This is a genomic window from Streptomyces sp. NPDC058257, from assembly GCF_042881845.1.
Lineage (GTDB): Bacteria > Actinomycetota > Actinomycetes > Streptomycetales > Streptomycetaceae > Streptomyces.
The window spans coordinates 180,957-197,115 of the sequence record NZ_JBHVXJ010000006.1 but is presented as its reverse complement, the minus strand read 5'-3'; the positions used below and the strand labels follow the sequence as shown (position 1 = coordinate 197,115).

Genomic DNA, 16,159 nt, shown 5'->3' with positions numbered 1-16,159 from the left:
CGTCACGCACGTGGGCGCCCCGCGTTCCCCGGGCCCGACGCACCGCGCGCGCCCCCACACTCCTGCACCACCAAGGAGCCCCTTCGTCATGCCCGCACGCCCTCTGGTGCCCCAACGCTGGCGCCCCAAATCGATCCGCGCGAAGGTCGTCACCCTGCTGACCGTGCCGGTCCTCTCCCTGATGGCCTTGTGGGGACACGCGGCCGTCACCACCGCCTCCCAGGTCTCGGCCACCGAGCAGCTGCGCCAGGTCGACTCGACCCTGGTGCGGCCCGTCGCACAGTTCACCTCCGCGGTGCAGGACGAGCGTGCCGTAGCCCTCAAGTACCGTGCCACGCCCGGCGGCACCGCTCGCCGCGACTTCGACGCCGCCCAGGCCCGTACGGACAGATCCGTCACGGCACTGCGCGCGGGCATCCGCTCCAGCAGCACCGACCTCGCGGCCCTCGACGCCGCGCTGCCCGGCCGGGTCCGTTCCCTGCTCGCGAGCGCCGGGGCGCTCGGTGAGCGGCGCGAGAGCACCCGTGGCGCCTCCGCCGTGCTCTCCGACTACACAACGGCCGTCGACCGGGCCTTCGCGGTCCGCTCCGGGCTCGCGGGCGCCGACCAGCCCGACCGCGTCTCCGACAGCCGTACCGTGCTCGAACTGGCCCGCTCCCGCGACGCGTTGAGCCGACAGGACGCCGTGCTCGGCGCCGCGCAGGCAAGCGGAACCATGTCCGCGGCCCAGCACCGTACGTTCGTCGGCGACGTCGCCGAGGAGCGTGCCTTCGCCCACGCGGCGGTGTCCGACCTGCGGGCCCAGGACGCCGCCGCCTACCGCGAAGTGCTCGGCTCCCGCGCCGCCGCCGGCCTCGCCGCCGCCCAGGACGACGTCCTCGCCGCCGGACCCTCCGGCGCCGCCACCGCGGTATCCGCGGCGCACTGGCGCTCTGTCGCCGGTCCCACCCTGTCCGGACTCGCCGCCGCCGAGCGTGGCGCGATCGACACGGGCGCCGACGCCAAGCCGTACTCCCTGTCGAATCTGGGCGGTTCCGGCCTCGCCGTGCTCCTCGGCCTGCTCGGTGTGCTCCTCGCGCTCCTGCTCTCCGTACGCATCGGTCGCGGCCTCGTCGACGATCTGACCGGACTGCGCAACTCCGCGTTGGAACTCGCCTCCCATCGGCTCCCGGCCGCCATCCGCCGCATCCACGGCGGCGACGGCCTGGACCTGGAGAAAGAAGCGCCGCTCTCCCACGAACCGGTCCGGGACGAGGTCGGCCAGGTCGGCGCGGCGCTGACCACGGTGCAGCGCGCCGCACTGCGCGCCGTCGCCGGCCGCGCCGCCGTGCTCACGGGTGTCTCCGGCGTGTACGTCAGCCTCGCCCGCCGCAGCCAGCTGTTGCTGCACCGGCAGCTGGAACTTCTCGACACCATGGAGCGCCGCACCGAGAACCCCACGGATCTGGAGGACCTCTTCCGCCTGGACCATCTGACGACGCGGATGCGCCGCCACGCCGAGTCCCTGCTGATCCTCTCCGGCTCCGCTCCCGGCCGCGCCTGGCGCAATCCGGTCCCACTGATCGATGCCGTGCGCGCGGGCATCGCGGAGACCGCGGACATCGAGCGCGTCCAACTGCACGACATCCCCGACCTGCGTCTGGCCGGCACGGCGGTCGCCGACCTCATCCACCTCGTCGCCGAACTCACCGAGAACGCCGCCTCCTACTCGCCGCCGCACACCCCCGTGGTGGTGCGCGGCCAGGAAGTCGGGGCGGGCGCCGTCCTGGAGATCGAGGACCGCGGTCTCGGCATGAGCGACGAGGCGCTCGCCGCGGCCAACGAGAAGATCCAGGCCGCGGACGTCGACCTGCTCGACTCGCGCCAGCTGGGCCTGTTCGTGGTCAACCGCCTCGCCGAGCGCCAGCACCTCGATGTGACCTTGCGCCGCTCCGTCTACGGCGGCATCACCGCCCTCGTCTTCCTCCCGCAGCAGCTCTTGGAGGCCCCGCACCCGGGCCTGCGCCCCCTGCCCGAGCCGGAGCCGCCACGGGCGATGGAGCCCCGCCCCGCACCGGCCCTCCCGCCCGCTCTTGAGCGCATCCCCGCCCAGCGGCACCACCGCCAGGAACCGAAGGCCGCACCCCTGACGGAGCCCCGCCTCCCGCACGGTGAGCAGGCGCCCCGCCAACTCCCCGGCCGCGCCCGGCACGCCGCACCCCAGCAGCCCCAAACCCCGTCCGCCCCCACCGTGCGGCCCGCTCGCGAACCGAACGAGCCGGATGGATCGGACAGTTCAGACACAGGGGAGGGACTGCCGCGCCGGGTGCGCCAGGCCAGCCTCGCCCCCGAACTGCGCAAGGACCTCGCGAAGGACGAGGACGCGAGCGCGAGCCCGCACTCTGCCCAGAGCCCGGCCGTCCGTTCCCCGGAAGCCGCCCGCGCCACGATGGCGTCGCTGCGCTCCGGCCGGCGCCGCGCCTCCGCCACCCGCGACGAAGCGACCGGATCCGGCGCGCCGGGCCCCTCGCCCGACCACCACGCAGCGAACGACGAAGGGTTCACCGACCGATGACGCCGACCTACTCCGTCACCTCCCTGGGCGACCAGAGCGACGACCACGGCGAGAGCGGCATCGACTGGCTCCTCGACGACTTCGTCGACCGCGTCACGGAGGTGCGCTACGCGGTCATGCTGTCCACCGACGGCCTGTGCGTCGGCGCCTCGCACGGGATGGGCCGCGACGAGTCCGAGCGCTTCGCCGCCATCGCCTCCGGCTTCCACTCCCTCGCCAAGGGGGCGGGCCGGCACTTCGACGCGGGCGGCGTCGTCCAGACCATGGTCGAGCTGCAGGGCGGCTTCCTCTTCGTGATCGCCGCCGGGGACGGCTCCTGCATCGCCGTGTTCACCGACGGGCACGCCGACATCGGTCTGGTGGCGTACGAGATGGCCCTGCTGGTCGATCGGGTGCGCGAACATCTCACCGTGCCCCTGCGGACCGACGACACGCCGACGCCGGACGGCGAGGCCTCATGACGGACCAGCCACCCAACCGCCGACGGGACGGTCCGGGCGACCGCTTCGGCGAAGCCTGGACCGACCGGTACGACGACGAGGCAGGACCCCTGGTCAGGCTCTACGCCATGACCGCCGGCCGCGCCCGCACGGACAACGGCGCGGAGCGCGTCGACCTGATGGCGATCGTCCGGCCCACCGCCGCCACCCCGCGCGCCCCGCTCCCGCCCGAGCAGCGCGCGCTGTTGGCCCGGTGCGCCCACGGTCCGCACCCTGTCGCGGACCTCGCGTCGGACTCGGGGCTGCCCCTCGGTGTGGTCCGAGTCCTCCTCGGCGACCTCACGGCGCAGGGCCTGATCCACATCACCCCGCCCGATTCCACCGCCACCGGGAACGAACGTGCCCACGCCCACCTCCTGCGAGAAGTGATCAATGGCCTCCGCGCACTCTGACCGCACGCGGCATTCGGCGTCCGCCGACTTCACCGCGCTCAAGCTCCTGATCGCCGGCGGATTCGGCGTCGGGAAGACCACGCTGGTGGAATCGGTCAGCGAAATCCGTCCCCTGCGTACCGAGGAACCCCTCACCGAAGCCTCGCGCCCGGTGGACAGTCTCAAGGGGGTGGCCACAAAGACCACGACCACGGTCGCCATGGACTTCGGCCGCATCTCCTTGCGGGACAACCTCGCCCTGTACCTGTTCGGCACGCCCGGCCAGGACCGATTCTGGTTCGTCTGGGACGAGCTGGCCACGGGCAGCCTCGGCGCGGTCGTCCTCGCCGACACCCGCCGCCTCGCGGACTGCTTTCCCGCCGTGGACTACTTCGAGAGCCGCGGCATCCCCTTCATCGTCGCGGTGAACTGTTTCGACGGGATCCGCAGCCACGCCCCGGACGCGGTGGCCCGCGCCCTCGACCTCAACCCCGGGACACCCGTCCTGCTCTGCGACGTGCGCGACCGTGAGTCCGGCAAGGAGGTCCTGATCTCCCTGGTCGAGCACGTCCTGAGTCGGGAGCTGGTCACCCGCTGAGCGCCGGACTCCTGGCCCGCGTGACGTGGGCCAGGAGTCCGGCTACGCCGACTGGACCAGGATCCACCCGGACTTGACGAGCCGGTGCGCCCCTTGCTGTTGATGGATGGGGACGGACCGCTGATCCCGTATATGGCGAATCCGCACCGGATTGCCCTGGGGCTTCGAGCCCGCGCGTCTTGAAGGTGTCGGCGCTCGGCGCGGCGGTGGCCGCTCACGCCTCCCGGTGACTGTCCGTCGCCGACGCCGAGTCGCCGGTGCGGAGGCTGGCGGTGTGACTGTCAGCGCGCCTGTCGGACAGTTCGGGCGGGGTCTCCCCCGCGGCCAGGTGCTCAAGTACCTCCGCGAGTTCCCGACAGGCATTGCGCACCGATCGTCGGGTGGCGCGCTGTTCGGCGACCATGGCGGACAACAAGAGCGCCGTCAGCGCGGTGGCACCGTTGAACGCCTGAAGTTTGGTCATGATCTCGATGGCCGAAAGGTTGAGGAAGGCGCCTTGCCGCGTACTCGCCTCGAAGGTGGTCAGCACCGACGCGAACAGCGCGCACAACATGCTCCCCGCAAGCTGGAAGCGCAACGCCACCCAGATGAGCAGCGGGAAGACGAGGAAGAGCAGGCTCAATTCGCCGACCACGGCCACAGGTACGACGATCAAGGTCGCGAGGCCCAGGAACAGCATCTCCTTCCAACGCCTCAGTCGCACTGGGCCGGCGGCTCCCACCAGCACGAGCAGGAGGGGCGTTACCAGCAGGACGCCCATCGCATCGCCCACCCACCAGGCCAGCCACACGGACCAGAACTCCCCCGTGTCCAGTCGGCCGGTCAGCACCTGCAGCCCGACCCCCGCCGTGGCGCTGATCAGCATGGCTCCGAGCCCGCCGAGGAAGACCAGGGCCAGACCATCCCGCACACGTGAGATCCCGACCCGGAATCCGGCCCGTCGCAGCATCAGATAGGCGCAGAGCGGGGCGAGGGTGTTGCCCGCCACGGTGATGAGTGCCGTGAGCTGCGGGGTGGTGAGGGACGCGATGGTGAGGAAGGAGCCTACGGCGATCCCCGGCCAGACCGAGACGCCGTAGACGAGCAGGGCGGCGACGGCGACCCCGGTGGGCGGCCAAATGGGTGTGACGACCACGCCTTCGACGGTGAGCCGGCCCAGCAGGCCCAGACGCCCGGCCACGTAGTAGCAGGCGGCCACGGCCAGTGTCTTGAGGACCACCTCCAAGGACAGCCGGAACCGCCGAGTCACCACCACAGAGCCATCAGACACCGAGCGGACCACTTCGGCCATGCGAGGGCCCAGGACCATGCCCGAGCGCGTCCGTGACCTGCGGGGCCTCCTTCCCTTTCGCCTACGTCTGCGGGGATGCGGTGGACCCCACTGGAGGGCCGCCTCCGTCGTGGCCGACGATGAGGACGGCGGCATCGTCCTCATGCCCCACTGTGTCCGCCAGCCGCATCACACCCCCCACAAGAGCGTCGATCCCAAGACCGGCCGCGGTAGTGATCTCGGCCAGGCTCATCACCCGCCGCAGGCCTTCGTCGAGACTCAGTGACGGCCCCTCCACCACTCCGTCGGTCAGCAGCACGACGACGCCGTCCGTGCTGAGCCGATGGCACACCACGGGGTACTCGGCGCCTTCGAGCACCCCGAGCGGCGGGCCGCACTCACCTTCGTCGATACCGGACCGGCCGTCAGCCGTGGCCCAGATGTGGGGAATGTGGCCGGCCCGAGCGCACTCCAGGACGCCCGTAGCCGGATCAAGCCGAAGGAAAGTACACGTGGCGAAGAGGTCCGCGCCCAGGGAGACCAGGAGATCGTTGGTACGCGTGAGCAGCTCCCCCGGGTCGCCCGTGACGGACGCCAGCGCACGCAGTCCCACACGGACCTGCCCCATGAACGCGGCGGCCTTGATGTTGTGCCCCTGCACGTCACCGATGGACAGGCCGATACGGCCGTCCGGCATGGTGAAGGCGTCGTACCAGTCTCCCCCGACGTTGAGCCCGTGATTGGCGGGCATGTAGCCCACGGCCAGCCGGACGCCCGGAGGCTGCGGAAGGTCATGGGGCAACATGCCGCGCTGCAGCGCCACTGCCAGCTCCACCCGGGAACGCTGCGTCTCCGCGAGCTCCCGGGCCCGGGCAGTCAGCGCCCCGAGCCTGGCAAGCAGCTCGTCACCGTCGTCGGCCGCCTGCGTACGGAACATTGATCGCCCCGGTTCCGCGAGAGCACCCCGCGTTCAGTTCAGCTGTCTTCCGCCACATGCACCACTGGCACAACGTCCTGATCAAGTCTGCCCGCAGATGGCGGGGGTCGCACCCTGTCACGTCTCCCCCGGAAGGCCCACGCCGCTCTCTGAGGTGTCGGTGCGGCCACCGTGCCGCGCGCCAGATGACGTCACAGCCGGGCCCTGCCTATCGCCCTGCGGAACACACCCGCGCCACCAGGGCGGGCAGGGCCTGCCCGAGGGGCAGTTCCACTCGCTGGGTGGCCCAGCGGTCGCCTCGGGTCGGGCCCTGATTGACGATCAGGACCGGCGTGCCGGACTGCGACGCCTGGCGCACGAAGCGCAGCCCGGACATGACGGTGAGGGAGGAGCCGAGCACGAGCAGGACGGCAGCCTCCTCGACGAGGTGCCGACATGCCGCAACCCGCTCCGGGGGCACGTTCTCACCGAAGAAGACGACGTCCGGCTTGAGCACGCCGTTGCCACAGGCCGAACACGCCACCACCCGGAACTCGCGAACCGCCTCGTCGGGCAGTTCCACGTCACCGTCCGGATTGACCCGCGCCGCACGGTAGCGCTCGGCGGCAGCCTCGAACCCCGGATTGGCTTCACGCAGCCGTTGGTCGAGCTCCGAACGGGCGCTGCCTCGGCCACAGGCCAGGCAGACCACCCGGCTCAGGGTCCCGTGGAGGTCGATGACGTCCCGGGCCCCGGCGGACTGCTGCAGCCCGTCGACGTTCTGTGTGATCACACCGGTGACCAGACCTGCTTCGGCCAAGGTGGTGACGGCCCGATGACCGGCGTTCGGACGGGCCCGCGTCATGGCCCGCCACCCCAGCTGACTGCGAGCCCAGTACCGCTGCCGGGCCTGCTCGGCTCCGACGAACTCCTGATACGTCATGGGAGTGTGCCGGCGCAGGGAGCCGTGCTCCCCGCGGTAGTCCGGGATACCTGACTCGGTGGAGAGACCGGCCCCGCTCAGCACCACGACCCCGCCTGCGCGCACCGCCTCGACGACAGCCGTGAGGTCGGTCGAGGCCGGGAGCAGGCCGCCAGAAGGCTCCCAGGTCAGCGTGGGTCGCGTCCGCATACCTGCCAGCTTACGTTTCGGGCGGGCCACGCGTGGCTCGGTGCGGCCTTCTGGCTTCTGCCTGGTGCCTTCTGCCTTATAGCCAGGGACCAGCCCGAACCACCTTCGTGTACGCCGAAGTAGTACGCCTGGACCTGCCCATGACGCTGTTCGTCGGGGGCCCTCACCAGTACCGCGAGGACGTGATCGTATGCCGCCGGTCCGATGTCCTGGTCCTTGAGATCTTTGATCAGTTCCACTTCACTGCCCCCCGGCGGCCACGTACATCCTGGTAGCGGGCTCATTCCTCCGCGTCGCGCACCAGGAGTGCGATCTGTACCCGGTTCTCCACCGTCAGCTTGGCGAACAGGTTGCCTGTGTGTGCCTTGACGGTCGCGATGCTGATGTGCAGCCGCTGGGCGATCTCCGGGTTGCCCAGGCCGTCCGCGATGGCCTCGGCGGTTTCGCGTTCCCGTTCGGTGAGTGTGGACAGCTTCTTCCGCGCGGCGGCGCGGGACGATTCGCGAACGTGAGCGGACTGCGGGCCGGTGGCCGCGGCGATCACCCGCGCGGCGGCCGCCGGGGACAGCACGGGCTCGCCTTCCGCGACGGTCCGCACCGCTTCGAGAATCTGCGCAGGCCGGGTGTCCTTGAGGACGAAGCCGAGTGCTCCGGCGCGCAGCGCGCCGAGAACCAGGTCGTCGGAGTCGAATGTCGTCAGCATGAGCACTCGGGGTGGCACCGCTCGGGTGAGCAGCTCGCTGGTCGCGCTGAGACCGTCGCGTCCGGGCATCCGCACGTCCATCAGGACGACGTCCGGTCGCTGCTCGTCCACCACGGTGATCGCTGCGTCGCCGTCGGCCGCCTCCGCGACGACGGTCAGATCGGGTTCGCCGTCGATGACCAGCCGCAACGCCATGCGCACCAGCTCTTCGTCGTCGACGATGACGACACGCACCGGCTGCCGCTCGCTGTCCACTCAAGTTCTCTTTTCGTGGGTGGGGTTCGGCCAGGGTAGGCGCGCGGTGAGGAGGTAGCCGCGGTCGGGTGTGGGGTGATGGTCGAGTCTTCCGCCCGCGAGGTCCACTCGTTCGGTGAGGCCCAGGAGTCCGAACCCCGATGCCGGTCGTTGCGCGGCACTTGTGGCGGCCGGGGAAGCGGTGGCCGGGAAGTTGCGCACGCTGACGTCGAGTTGGTCACCCTCCGATCCTTCGAGGGTGACGTGGACGGGTGCGCCTGGAGCGTGTTTGGCGGCGTTGGTCAGTCCTTCCTGGACGACCCGGTAGCAGGTGCGACCGACGACGTCGGACGGTGTGCCCTGCACGGTGCTGGTGAACGTGGCGTCCAGGCCGGACGAGCCTGCCTCGGCCACCAGGTCGGGGATCCGGTCCAGGGAGGGTTGTGGTGGTTCCGGGTGGCCCGGGTCTGCCCGGAGCACACCAAGGACGTCCCGTAGTTCTTCCAGGGCTTGGTGGGAGCCCTCGGCGATGCCGCGGACCAGCACGCGGTTCTCCTCGGCGCTGAGGCCACTTCGGTGATCGAGCACTCCGGCCTGCATGGCAACCAGGGAGATCCGGTGCGCGAGCACGTCGTGCATCTCGCGGGCGATCCGGTTGCGTTCCTGGGCCCGAGTCTGCGCCGCTCGTGCGGTCTGTTCCCGTTCGGCGCTCTCCGCCCGGTCCCGCAAGGACCGTACTTCGACACGGCGCGCGCCGATGGCCATGCCCACGGCCACCGCGATGCCCGCCGTCAGTGCGGGCATCGTGAGCTGGATCCACCACGTACCGGGTGGGCTCTGGACCGGGTAGACCTCGACAGCGAACTGCGCCGCGGTCACGTAGGCCAGCACGACGACCGCGATCTCCACCGGTCGGCGGCGGGTGGAGATCGAGCCGAGGGCCACCAGCGCGGCGCCGGCGGCCAGTGCCGAGGCCGTCGAAGCGATCGCGACCGCCATGGCGACGGCGAGCGGGAAACGCCGCCGCCACACGAGCGCCGTCAGGCAGCCGAGAGCGACCAGCGGATCCCCGATGTGGAACCAGGCGCCCGTCTCATCTCCCTGCCAGTGCAGCAGCACACCGGTGTAGAGCCAGGCCGGGATGCCCACTGCTACGGCTGCCGCCGGCCGCCAGGTCTGCTGCCACCACCCGAGCCGTGGCGCCGCGTCGTACATGTTCACCCAGCCATTGTCTCCACCCTGTGTGGCCGGGGAGTCAGACCAGGGGCTGATCCGCCCTGGACCAGAGTCCAATGACCGCCTCGCCCGGGGTCGAAGACGTCGCGGGCCGCCGGGTTGATGTGCCGTACGTGCCGCACGGACAGACTCGTTCACGTGCCGGGACAGCGGGACGTGAAAACGGGACACGAACGGGATTCGAGACGGAGAGAAGAGAAACGATGAGCAAGGCCGGGTTCAAGGCCGGTCTCACTGCCCTTGAGGCGGTCGGGATGGCGATGACGGCCCTGGCCTCCCAAACGGTGATCCGCGGTCTGCTCGACCAGGACACAGAACTGCTGTGGGGGGCCTTCGACCGGGTCCCCGGCGGTCGCACGGGCCAGCTGGTCCTCCTCGGATTCATCGCGCTCGTCGCAGCGGCGTCCGGTGGCTGGGCACACACCCGCCGGGAAACGGCCTGACGCGATCCGGGACGACGGACTCGCTCCCGATACGGGCGTTCGGGCAGTGTCCCGGCACCTCCCCTACACACTCCTTCAGGAGGACATCAGATGCGCAGATCCCTGTCCCTCGCCCTCGCCACCACCACGATGGCGGCAGTGACCGCTGTGCCGGCCGTGTCATCGGCGGCGACGCCGGACACCGTACGCTGGGGCCCTTGTCCGCAGGACGTCGCCGCACCCCGTCTCGAATGTTCGACGCTCCAAGTCCCCCTGGACTACCGGGATCCGGACGGCCGGCAGATAGAGATCGCGATCTCTCGGCTCGCCGTCGAGAAGCCCTCGCAGCGCCGCGACGTACTGCTGACCGATCCGGGTGGCCCCGGCGGCGCGGGACTCGACTACCCGGCCGTCCTCGCCCGCTCAGGGCTGCCGCGGAAGGTGCTCGACTCCTACGACGTGGTCGGCTTCGACCCGCGCGGGGTCGGCCGCAGCACACCGGTGACCTGCGATCTGACGTCCGAGCAGCAGGCACGCGGCAATTTCGCTCCGTACGCGCACACCGATGCCGATGTCGCGCGTGAGGCGGGGAACGCGCGGACCATCGCCGAGCAGTGCGCCACCTCGCGGACGGCGTGGATGCTGCCCCACACCACCACGGCGAACACGGCGCGGGACATGGACCGGATCCGGGCGGCGCTCGGCGCACCGAAGATGTCGTACCTCGGACATTCCTACGGCACCTACCTCGGTGCGGTGTACACGACGATGTTCCCCAAGCGCAGCGACCGGGTCGTGCTCGACAGCAATCTGGGCCCGGGTGGTTACGACGTCACGGCCATGCGGCGGTTCGCCCGTGGAATGGACGACCGGTTCCCGGACTTCGCGACGTTCGCTGCCGCGCGCCCCGAGTACGGTCTGGGCACCACACCGCGGCAGGTGACCGCGAAGTTCTTCGATCTCGCGGAGCGGTTGGACGCGAAGCCGGTCCGGGGAATCGACGGGACGCTGTTCCGCGGGTTCACGTTCGACCGTCTCTACTCCGATGCGCTCATGCCTCAGATCGCCGAGTTCTGGCAGGCGCTCGACACGGACAAGCCGCTGCCGCCCGTGCCGCCGCTGCCGGACATGGAGAACCTCATGTCCGCGCGATTCCATGTGATCTGCGGTGATACGCGCTGGCCGGACACGGTCAGGGAGTACCAGCGCAATGTCGCGGTCGACCGCGTGGCCCACCCGATGCTGGGCGGGTCCACGGCCGGCATCGGGCCCTGCGCGTTCTGGCCGGACAAGCGCGTCGAGCCGCCGGTCCGCGTCGGTGACCGGGGCCCGTCGAACGTGCTCATGGTGCAGAACGAACGCGATCCGGGAACGCCGCTCGCCGGGGCCAAGGAGTTGCGGCGCGCGTTCGGGAAGCGGGCCACGATGGTGACCGCCGACCAGGGCGGTCATGGTGTCTACCCCTTCGGCCGCAACACGTGCGCGAACGACGCGGTGACGGCGTTCCTGACCGGCGGGCAGCGCCCGGCGCGGGACCTCGCCTGCGCCGCCGAGCCGAACGAATAGCGGGAGGGCGAGACATGATGAAGGAGTTGCGGCGCCGTCGGGCCGCGCAGCGGGTCAAACCCGGGGACGGGCGAGCACTGAAGCGCTTCCGCTGGTGGCAGATGACGTTCCGCGCGCTGTTCCATCTTCGGCTCACCCACGACGATGGCCTCCAGACGGTCTACGCCGTCGACGTCAGGCATTCGGGGAACACGTCGACCGGCGTAGTCGAGGCCCACCTGTACCGCGACGGCAGGCAGCACGCCAAGTCCGGACTCCCTGCCTTCTTCCCCGTCACGGGCGGCACCGTCGAAGTGAAAGGGAGCGGCTTCGGGCTCAAACGCTGCCACTACGTCACCGCCAAGGGGACCGAGCACCAGCTCACCCCGGATGGTGACTCCGCCGAAGGCCGCCGCGCGCACTTCGACGACGCGCACCCCGCGCTGAGCCGCGTGATCGGATTCCTCTCGTCGATCATGCTTGTCGTCGCCCTGGCACTCCTTCTCTGCCAGCTCGTCGAGCCGGTCACAGAGGTGGAGCCCATCGCCCGACGCGTCGGGACGTTCACTTCCCCCGTCACTCCGCCGACATGGCTCAACATCCTGATCGGGCTCGGTGCCGCGACGGCCAGCACCGAGCGGGCGCTGCGGCTGCGCTACCACTGGCTGCTCGACGGCGGTGTGGGCTGACAGGTGCTCGTCCCGCGCCCGGCACACACACCGGCCTCCCGTGCTCCTGGCGGCTCAGCGGTGCATCCACCGGCCCACGTCCGGTCACATGGCCGCGGTGCTGATGGCGTCGCGGGTGCCCGGGCCGTAGACGCCGAGGGGTTCGTCGATGGCGCGTGACTGTTGCATGCGCGCGACCGCGGCTGCGACGTCCTGGTTGTAGTAGCCGTCTACGGGGCCGGTGTAGAGACGTAGTTGTCCCAACTGCTCCTGCAACTGCCGTACAGAGGTACCCGTGCTGCCCACCCGCAGCACACTCGATGCGTGCTCGGTGCTCGCCGGAGGGCTCGGATGCGGTGTGGGATTGCTGGGCGGGGCGGGCCTTGAGGGTGTCTTGTCGGGTACGGGCGAAGTCTCGTGACGGGGAGCGTCTGGTTTCTGCGCGGGCGGCGCGGCGTGCGGAGCGGTGGGGGCTGGGCGGCTGTGGGACTGGGCCAGGAGCCCGGCGGTGAGGACGAGCAGGGCTGCGGACGCGTAGCCGTACGAGAGCGGTGGGAAGCCCCGTCTGGACTTGATCGCGCCATGGCGGGCATGAGTAGGGGCTTGGGCGGGGAGGCTACGCCGTCCTCGCAGGGAGGCGCGGTGGCGGCCCTTTCCCTCTCTGCCGGAGGTGGGCGCCGCGCTCGCGGGTATCGCCTGCGTCGGCCCGTCCACTGGGCGCGGCACCCCGAACGCCGTACGCAGGCGTCGGTCTGGTCTCCGCGTCAGGTAGGAGGAGAGCGCTGGATACATGGACGGGTCTGGGACGGCTGCTTCGAAACTCACATGATCGAACGTAGACGTCCGTGCGGCACCGATCCCTCGCCGTCGGCCCCGAACCGCGATCCTTAAGGCTGCCTTGACGGTCGACTCAGGGCCCGCTAAGCCCCGTGATGCCGCAGGCGGGTCTGTCGCCGGCGATGCGGTACGAGCCGTCGGCTTGGAGGTGAAGGTCCAACGGTCGCACGGGGAGTTTTCGCCGGTGGGCCGTGATGTCGTGCCGCACGCGGCGGCGCTGCCTGGCACTTGACCGGGTCCATCAGGATCCGGGCGGGACGGCCGCTTCGGTGGGGTGAGGGACGCCTGGGCGGCCCCGACCATCGGGGACCGGCGCCGAGGGCGTCGACCAGGCCGGACCCAACCATGCGCGCGGGCCGACCGCTATAAGGCTGAGGCTGAAGTTGAGGCTAACACTGACGCTAAAGTTGAGGTTGAGGGATCGGTGATGGTTATCGGTGACGATAACTCGATGGGACCTTCGCTCTCAGCGGCGAGACCGGTGCGTGGAGCCGAGGGCCTTGAGTCCGTTCAGGACGGTGCGCAGGACCGCGAGGCGGTGGGCGCGGAGCCGATCCGCCTCTTCCGACTCGCCCTGGGGCACGTCCGACTGGCTGAGAGCCTTACGGGTGGCGTGCGCGGCGAGCAGCCCGAGAAGCAGCCGGACCAGGGCGCGGCTCGTGGCGGCGCCGGTGAGGGGCCACAGGGCGAGGCCGGCCGGTCACCTCCACGCGCCTGAGGGGTTGTTGGCCGTGAGCGCGGCGGACAGCATGCGCGCATGAAGAACAGCGACGACAGCGATGACCTGGACGACAAGCACGAGTCGCGCACCCACCGCAGGAAGCGGGACCTGCCCTTCCCGTACGACCAGGACCTGTCGGGGATCCTGCCGCGCCTCAACCGTCGTACCGGCTGGGGCCGCACCCGCCTGGCGAACCACCGTGTGACGGCGTCGCTCCTGGCCGCCGGAATGCGGCTGCTCGAGCAGCACTTCGGGCCGTGCGCCGAGCGACCGGTCACCAGCAAGAGCCTGCTTCTCGGCCCGTTGTCGCAGCGCTGCGTGGGCGAGGCGTTCGGCCACAACCCCGAGCCCTTCGCACGCCACGGCGACGGCGCGGGGCTGCTGCGGGACCGCTGGACGCCGTACTCGAATTTCGTCGTCGATCTGATCAACTTCGCGGTGTGGAAGAAGAACTACCCCCCGGAGTTCCGCACCCGACGTGCCACGAACACCAGGCGTCTCGTGCGCGGGCGCGACGGCCGCGACTTCGTACGCGCCGTCCACGACATCGCCCATCGACACACCACGGAGGGCCGGCCTGTCCCTGGAACAGGCCGTCGCGGCGCGCTTCGGCGGGCGCCGCCCGGGGGGGGGCTCGGCGCCGACTTGACCGACGAGACGCCGACTACACCAGGTGAACATCGACCAGCTCGGCGGGGCGCCGCCCACCGCGACTGCACGGCACGGGGCCGCGTTCGCCGATACCGAGGACCTCGGCACCGGCCACGACTCCCGCGCCCCGCGGTCGACCGCTACATCGAGGGCGCTGTCTCCAGCACCGACGCGTTCCCGCCGCACCCCAACGCCGCGGGCTCCCGCGCCTACGGCCGGGCCCTGGCCGACGCGGTACGAGTGGACGCGTCGCACCGCTTGATTGCCGACCTTGACGACTCCGCTCTGGTTCGAACCCCCAAGCCGTTGCTCCCCTGGTGACAGTGGTCGCGGAAGCCTGTACGCCAGAACCCGGGCCGCGGCTACGCGCGCGCCTCGTCCGGTTCTCCGCTGGGGTGCGCGGTTGCGACTCCGTGTCGCGATCGTGTTCGCGTGCCCCAGCGTTCAATCGTCGGGCCGACGGCACCCACCGCGGCGAAGAATGCGCCCAGGAGCAGCCAGCCGCCCGTACCCAGTCCGAGCACGACGGTGGTGAGGATGGCCGGGGCGAGCGCCTGGCCCGCGCTGAAGCCGAGCCCGAGAAGCCCTTGGTACTGGCCTTGGGCATGGTCTGGCGCCAAGCCGAAGCCAAGCGCGAAGCCGGCCGAGGACTCCCATATCTCCCCGAGGCTGTGGACGCAGATCGCCGCAACCACAAGGCCCGCGGCGGCCCACACGGGAGCGTGCGCGGTCAGGGCCATCATCGGGCAGCTGAGGAGGAAGAGCAGCCCTGCCGTGCGGAACGCCTTGCCGCCATCGCGCGGGGTTTCGATGCGGGATCCGATTCTGGTCTGCAATAGAACGCAGACTCCGGCATTGATCGCGGATACCGCGGCCACGGTCCAGCGCGGTGCGGTCGTGTGCTCGGAGATCCAGATCGGCAGGAGCAGGGACACCACTGGATATTGCAGCCCCATCGCGCCATGGAGAGCTGCGAAGGTCACGAACGGCCGGTCGGTGAGAGCGATCCAGCGGCGCTGCCGCAACGGTGGCGCCACTGCCCTGTAGTTGGGGAGCAAGAAGAGGAGGAGGGCGCACAGTGCGAAGCTGGACGCGTTGCCGAGAATCAGCACGCTGTAGGCGGTACGAGTATTCGCTGTCACCGCAAATCCGGCACCCACGGTTCCCAGGACGACGCCCAAATTGACGTAGGTGCGGAGCTTCGCCCTGAACAGTGCTGGGCGGTCAGTACCGACCCGGACCACGAGGGCTCCCCAGGCTGCTCCAGCGACGGCTGCGGCAAGCTGGTCAACGGTGGCGATGAACGCCAGCGCAGCCCAGCTCTCGACAAGCATGAGAGCGGACATCGCCACTGCCTGAACCGTCAGAGCGAGCATCATGACCGTGCGCGGCCCACGTCGATCGGCCAGGTGACCTCCCGGTATCCCGGCGAGCAGGCCGATCAGACCGGCGACGGTGAGGGCGGCACCCACCTGCACTGCCGGTAGATCCACGACCAACGTGAAGTAGAGTGCCGCCGCCGTGTTGAACAGCCCATTGCCGACTCGGTTCACGAAGCTGGCCAGGATCAGTACACGCTCTGACCTGTTGGCCCCAGCTATGTCAGCTATTCGGCCGGGCGATCCTCCCTTGATCATGGACGCAGGTTAACAGCGGGAGCACACCCCGTCAGCGGTGCGAAGCTGCCGGCCGTCCCGTGGGCCGGAGTCCGCCTTCACGGCCAGGGTGTTGCGGGACGCCGAGGATGTGCACGAAGACGATGCCTGCTCGCCGCCGGATGGACCAAGCGACCGATTTGATC

General features: G+C 70.4%; 16 protein-coding genes. 9 read left to right on the top strand and 7 right to left on the bottom strand.

The features are described 5' to 3' along the window. Nucleotides 1–88: 88 nt before the first annotated feature. The 4 genes from ACFVXC_RS17565 to ACFVXC_RS17550 are packed head-to-tail and all read left to right on the top strand — an operon-like array spanning nucleotide 89 to nucleotide 4,023. Nucleotides 89–2,554, top strand: a complete 2,466-nt coding sequence (locus tag ACFVXC_RS17565; protein ID WP_389906242.1) for a nitrate- and nitrite sensing domain-containing protein — start codon at nucleotides 89–91, stop codon at nucleotides 2,552–2,554. Beyond that, nucleotides 2,551–3,015, top strand: a complete 465-nt coding sequence (locus ACFVXC_RS17560) for a roadblock/LC7 domain-containing protein (RefSeq protein WP_389906240.1) — start codon at nucleotides 2,551–2,553, stop codon at nucleotides 3,013–3,015. Before ACFVXC_RS17565 ends, ACFVXC_RS17560 begins: the two co-directional genes overlap by 4 nt. Further along, entirely contained in the window at nucleotides 3,012–3,446 is a 435-nt protein-coding gene (locus tag ACFVXC_RS17555; RefSeq protein WP_389906239.1) for a DUF742 domain-containing protein, read from the top strand. The genes ACFVXC_RS17560 and ACFVXC_RS17555 overlap by 4 nt, the downstream gene beginning before the upstream one ends. Beyond that, a complete protein-coding gene (locus tag ACFVXC_RS17550; protein ID WP_389906237.1) occupies nucleotides 3,427–4,023 on the top strand; it encodes an ATP/GTP-binding protein in 597 nt (198 codons plus the stop codon). Before ACFVXC_RS17555 ends, ACFVXC_RS17550 begins: the two co-directional genes overlap by 20 nt. Nucleotides 4,024–4,237: 214 nt before the next feature. Here the strand turns inward: ACFVXC_RS17550 and ACFVXC_RS17545 are convergent, their stop codons facing one another. The 5 genes from ACFVXC_RS17545 to ACFVXC_RS17525 form a co-directional block, all read right to left on the bottom strand. After that, nucleotides 4,238–5,278, bottom strand: a complete 1,041-nt coding sequence (locus ACFVXC_RS17545; protein ID WP_389906235.1) for an MASE1 domain-containing protein — start codon at nucleotides 5,276–5,278, stop codon at nucleotides 4,238–4,240. A gap of 97 nt (nucleotides 5,279–5,375) precedes the next feature. Beyond that, nucleotides 5,376–6,230: a PP2C family protein-serine/threonine phosphatase gene (locus ACFVXC_RS17540; RefSeq protein WP_389906233.1), complete on the bottom strand. Its 855-nt coding sequence runs from the start codon at nucleotides 6,228–6,230 to the stop codon at nucleotides 5,376–5,378. A 208-nt stretch (nucleotides 6,231–6,438) separates the two neighbouring features. Continuing rightward, on the bottom strand, nucleotides 6,439–7,341 hold the full coding sequence (locus ACFVXC_RS17535; RefSeq protein ID WP_389906231.1) for an NAD-dependent protein deacetylase: 903 nt from the start codon (nucleotides 7,339–7,341) through the stop codon (nucleotides 6,439–6,441). A gap of 280 nt (nucleotides 7,342–7,621) precedes the next feature. Continuing rightward, entirely contained in the window at nucleotides 7,622–8,299 is a 678-nt protein-coding gene (locus ACFVXC_RS17530; RefSeq protein WP_389906229.1) for a response regulator, read from the bottom strand. Beyond that, nucleotides 8,300–9,493 (bottom strand): sensor histidine kinase, encoded by a 1,194-nt coding sequence (locus tag ACFVXC_RS17525; RefSeq protein WP_389906473.1) that lies wholly within the window; start codon nucleotides 9,491–9,493, stop codon nucleotides 8,300–8,302. A gap of 224 nt (nucleotides 9,494–9,717) precedes the next feature. Between ACFVXC_RS17525 and ACFVXC_RS17520 the strand changes: the two genes are divergently transcribed. The 3 genes from ACFVXC_RS17520 to ACFVXC_RS17510 all read left to right on the top strand — a co-directional run bounded on the left by ACFVXC_RS17520 (nucleotide 9,718) and on the right by ACFVXC_RS17510 (nucleotide 12,170). Further along, nucleotides 9,718–9,957 (top strand): hypothetical protein, encoded by a 240-nt coding sequence (locus ACFVXC_RS17520; RefSeq protein WP_389906227.1) that lies wholly within the window; start codon nucleotides 9,718–9,720, stop codon nucleotides 9,955–9,957. A 90-nt stretch (nucleotides 9,958–10,047) separates the two neighbouring features. Next, entirely contained in the window at nucleotides 10,048–11,502 is a 1,455-nt protein-coding gene (locus ACFVXC_RS17515) for an alpha/beta hydrolase (protein WP_389906225.1), read from the top strand. 14 nt (nucleotides 11,503–11,516) lie between these two features. Next, entirely contained in the window at nucleotides 11,517–12,170 is a 654-nt protein-coding gene (locus tag ACFVXC_RS17510; RefSeq protein ID WP_389906224.1) for a hypothetical protein, read from the top strand. Nucleotides 12,171–12,254: 84 nt separating this feature from the next. On the opposite strand, the gene ACFVXC_RS17505 is transcribed toward ACFVXC_RS17510, so the two are convergent. Then, nucleotides 12,255–12,455 (bottom strand): peptidoglycan-binding protein, encoded by a 201-nt coding sequence (locus tag ACFVXC_RS17505; RefSeq protein ID WP_389906223.1) that lies wholly within the window; start codon nucleotides 12,453–12,455, stop codon nucleotides 12,255–12,257. A 982-nt stretch (nucleotides 12,456–13,437) separates the two neighbouring features. Between ACFVXC_RS17505 and ACFVXC_RS17500 the strand changes: the two genes are divergently transcribed. Beyond that, nucleotides 13,438–13,704 (top strand): hypothetical protein, encoded by a 267-nt coding sequence (locus tag ACFVXC_RS17500; RefSeq protein ID WP_389906222.1) that lies wholly within the window; start codon nucleotides 13,438–13,440, stop codon nucleotides 13,702–13,704. Nucleotides 13,705–13,743: 39 nt separating this feature from the next. After that, nucleotides 13,744–14,679 (top strand): hypothetical protein, encoded by a 936-nt coding sequence (locus ACFVXC_RS17495; RefSeq protein ID WP_389906221.1) that lies wholly within the window; start codon nucleotides 13,744–13,746, stop codon nucleotides 14,677–14,679. 41 nt (nucleotides 14,680–14,720) lie between these two features. Here ACFVXC_RS17495 and ACFVXC_RS17490 read toward each other — a convergent pair whose 3' ends face one another. Then, nucleotides 14,721–15,995: an MFS transporter gene (locus tag ACFVXC_RS17490; protein WP_389906219.1), complete on the bottom strand. Its 1,275-nt coding sequence runs from the start codon at nucleotides 15,993–15,995 to the stop codon at nucleotides 14,721–14,723. Nucleotides 15,996–16,159 lie beyond the last annotated feature (164 nt).

Bases quoted from the DNA above. Each gene is read 5' to 3' on its own strand.
- ACFVXC_RS17550 (WP_389906237.1), top strand. From the start codon at position 3,427: ATGGCCTCCGCGCACTCTGACCGCACGCGGCATTCGGCGTCCGCCGAC.
- ACFVXC_RS17555 (WP_389906239.1), top strand. From the start codon at position 3,012: ATGACGGACCAGCCACCCAACCGCCGACGGGACGGTCCGGGCGACCGC.
- ACFVXC_RS17510 (WP_389906224.1), top strand. From the start codon at position 11,517: ATGATGAAGGAGTTGCGGCGCCGTCGGGCCGCGCAGCGGGTCAAACCC.
- ACFVXC_RS17515 (WP_389906225.1), top strand. From the start codon at position 10,048: ATGCGCAGATCCCTGTCCCTCGCCCTCGCCACCACCACGATGGCGGCA.
- ACFVXC_RS17560 (WP_389906240.1), top strand. From the start codon at position 2,551: ATGACGCCGACCTACTCCGTCACCTCCCTGGGCGACCAGAGCGACGAC.
- ACFVXC_RS17535 (WP_389906231.1), bottom strand. From the start codon at position 7,341: ATGCGGACGCGACCCACGCTGACCTGGGAGCCTTCTGGCGGCCTGCTC.
- ACFVXC_RS17495 (WP_389906221.1), top strand. From the start codon at position 13,744: ATGAAGAACAGCGACGACAGCGATGACCTGGACGACAAGCACGAGTCG.
- ACFVXC_RS17525 (WP_389906473.1), bottom strand. From the start codon at position 9,493: ATGTACGACGCGGCGCCACGGCTCGGGTGGTGGCAGCAGACCTGGCGG.
- ACFVXC_RS17540 (WP_389906233.1), bottom strand. From the start codon at position 6,230: ATGTTCCGTACGCAGGCGGCCGACGACGGTGACGAGCTGCTTGCCAGG.
- ACFVXC_RS17520 (WP_389906227.1), top strand. From the start codon at position 9,718: ATGAGCAAGGCCGGGTTCAAGGCCGGTCTCACTGCCCTTGAGGCGGTC.
- ACFVXC_RS17565 (WP_389906242.1), top strand. From the start codon at position 89: ATGCCCGCACGCCCTCTGGTGCCCCAACGCTGGCGCCCCAAATCGATC.
- ACFVXC_RS17500 (WP_389906222.1), top strand. From the start codon at position 13,438: ATGGGACCTTCGCTCTCAGCGGCGAGACCGGTGCGTGGAGCCGAGGGC.
- ACFVXC_RS17490 (WP_389906219.1), bottom strand. From the start codon at position 15,995: ATGATCAAGGGAGGATCGCCCGGCCGAATAGCTGACATAGCTGGGGCC.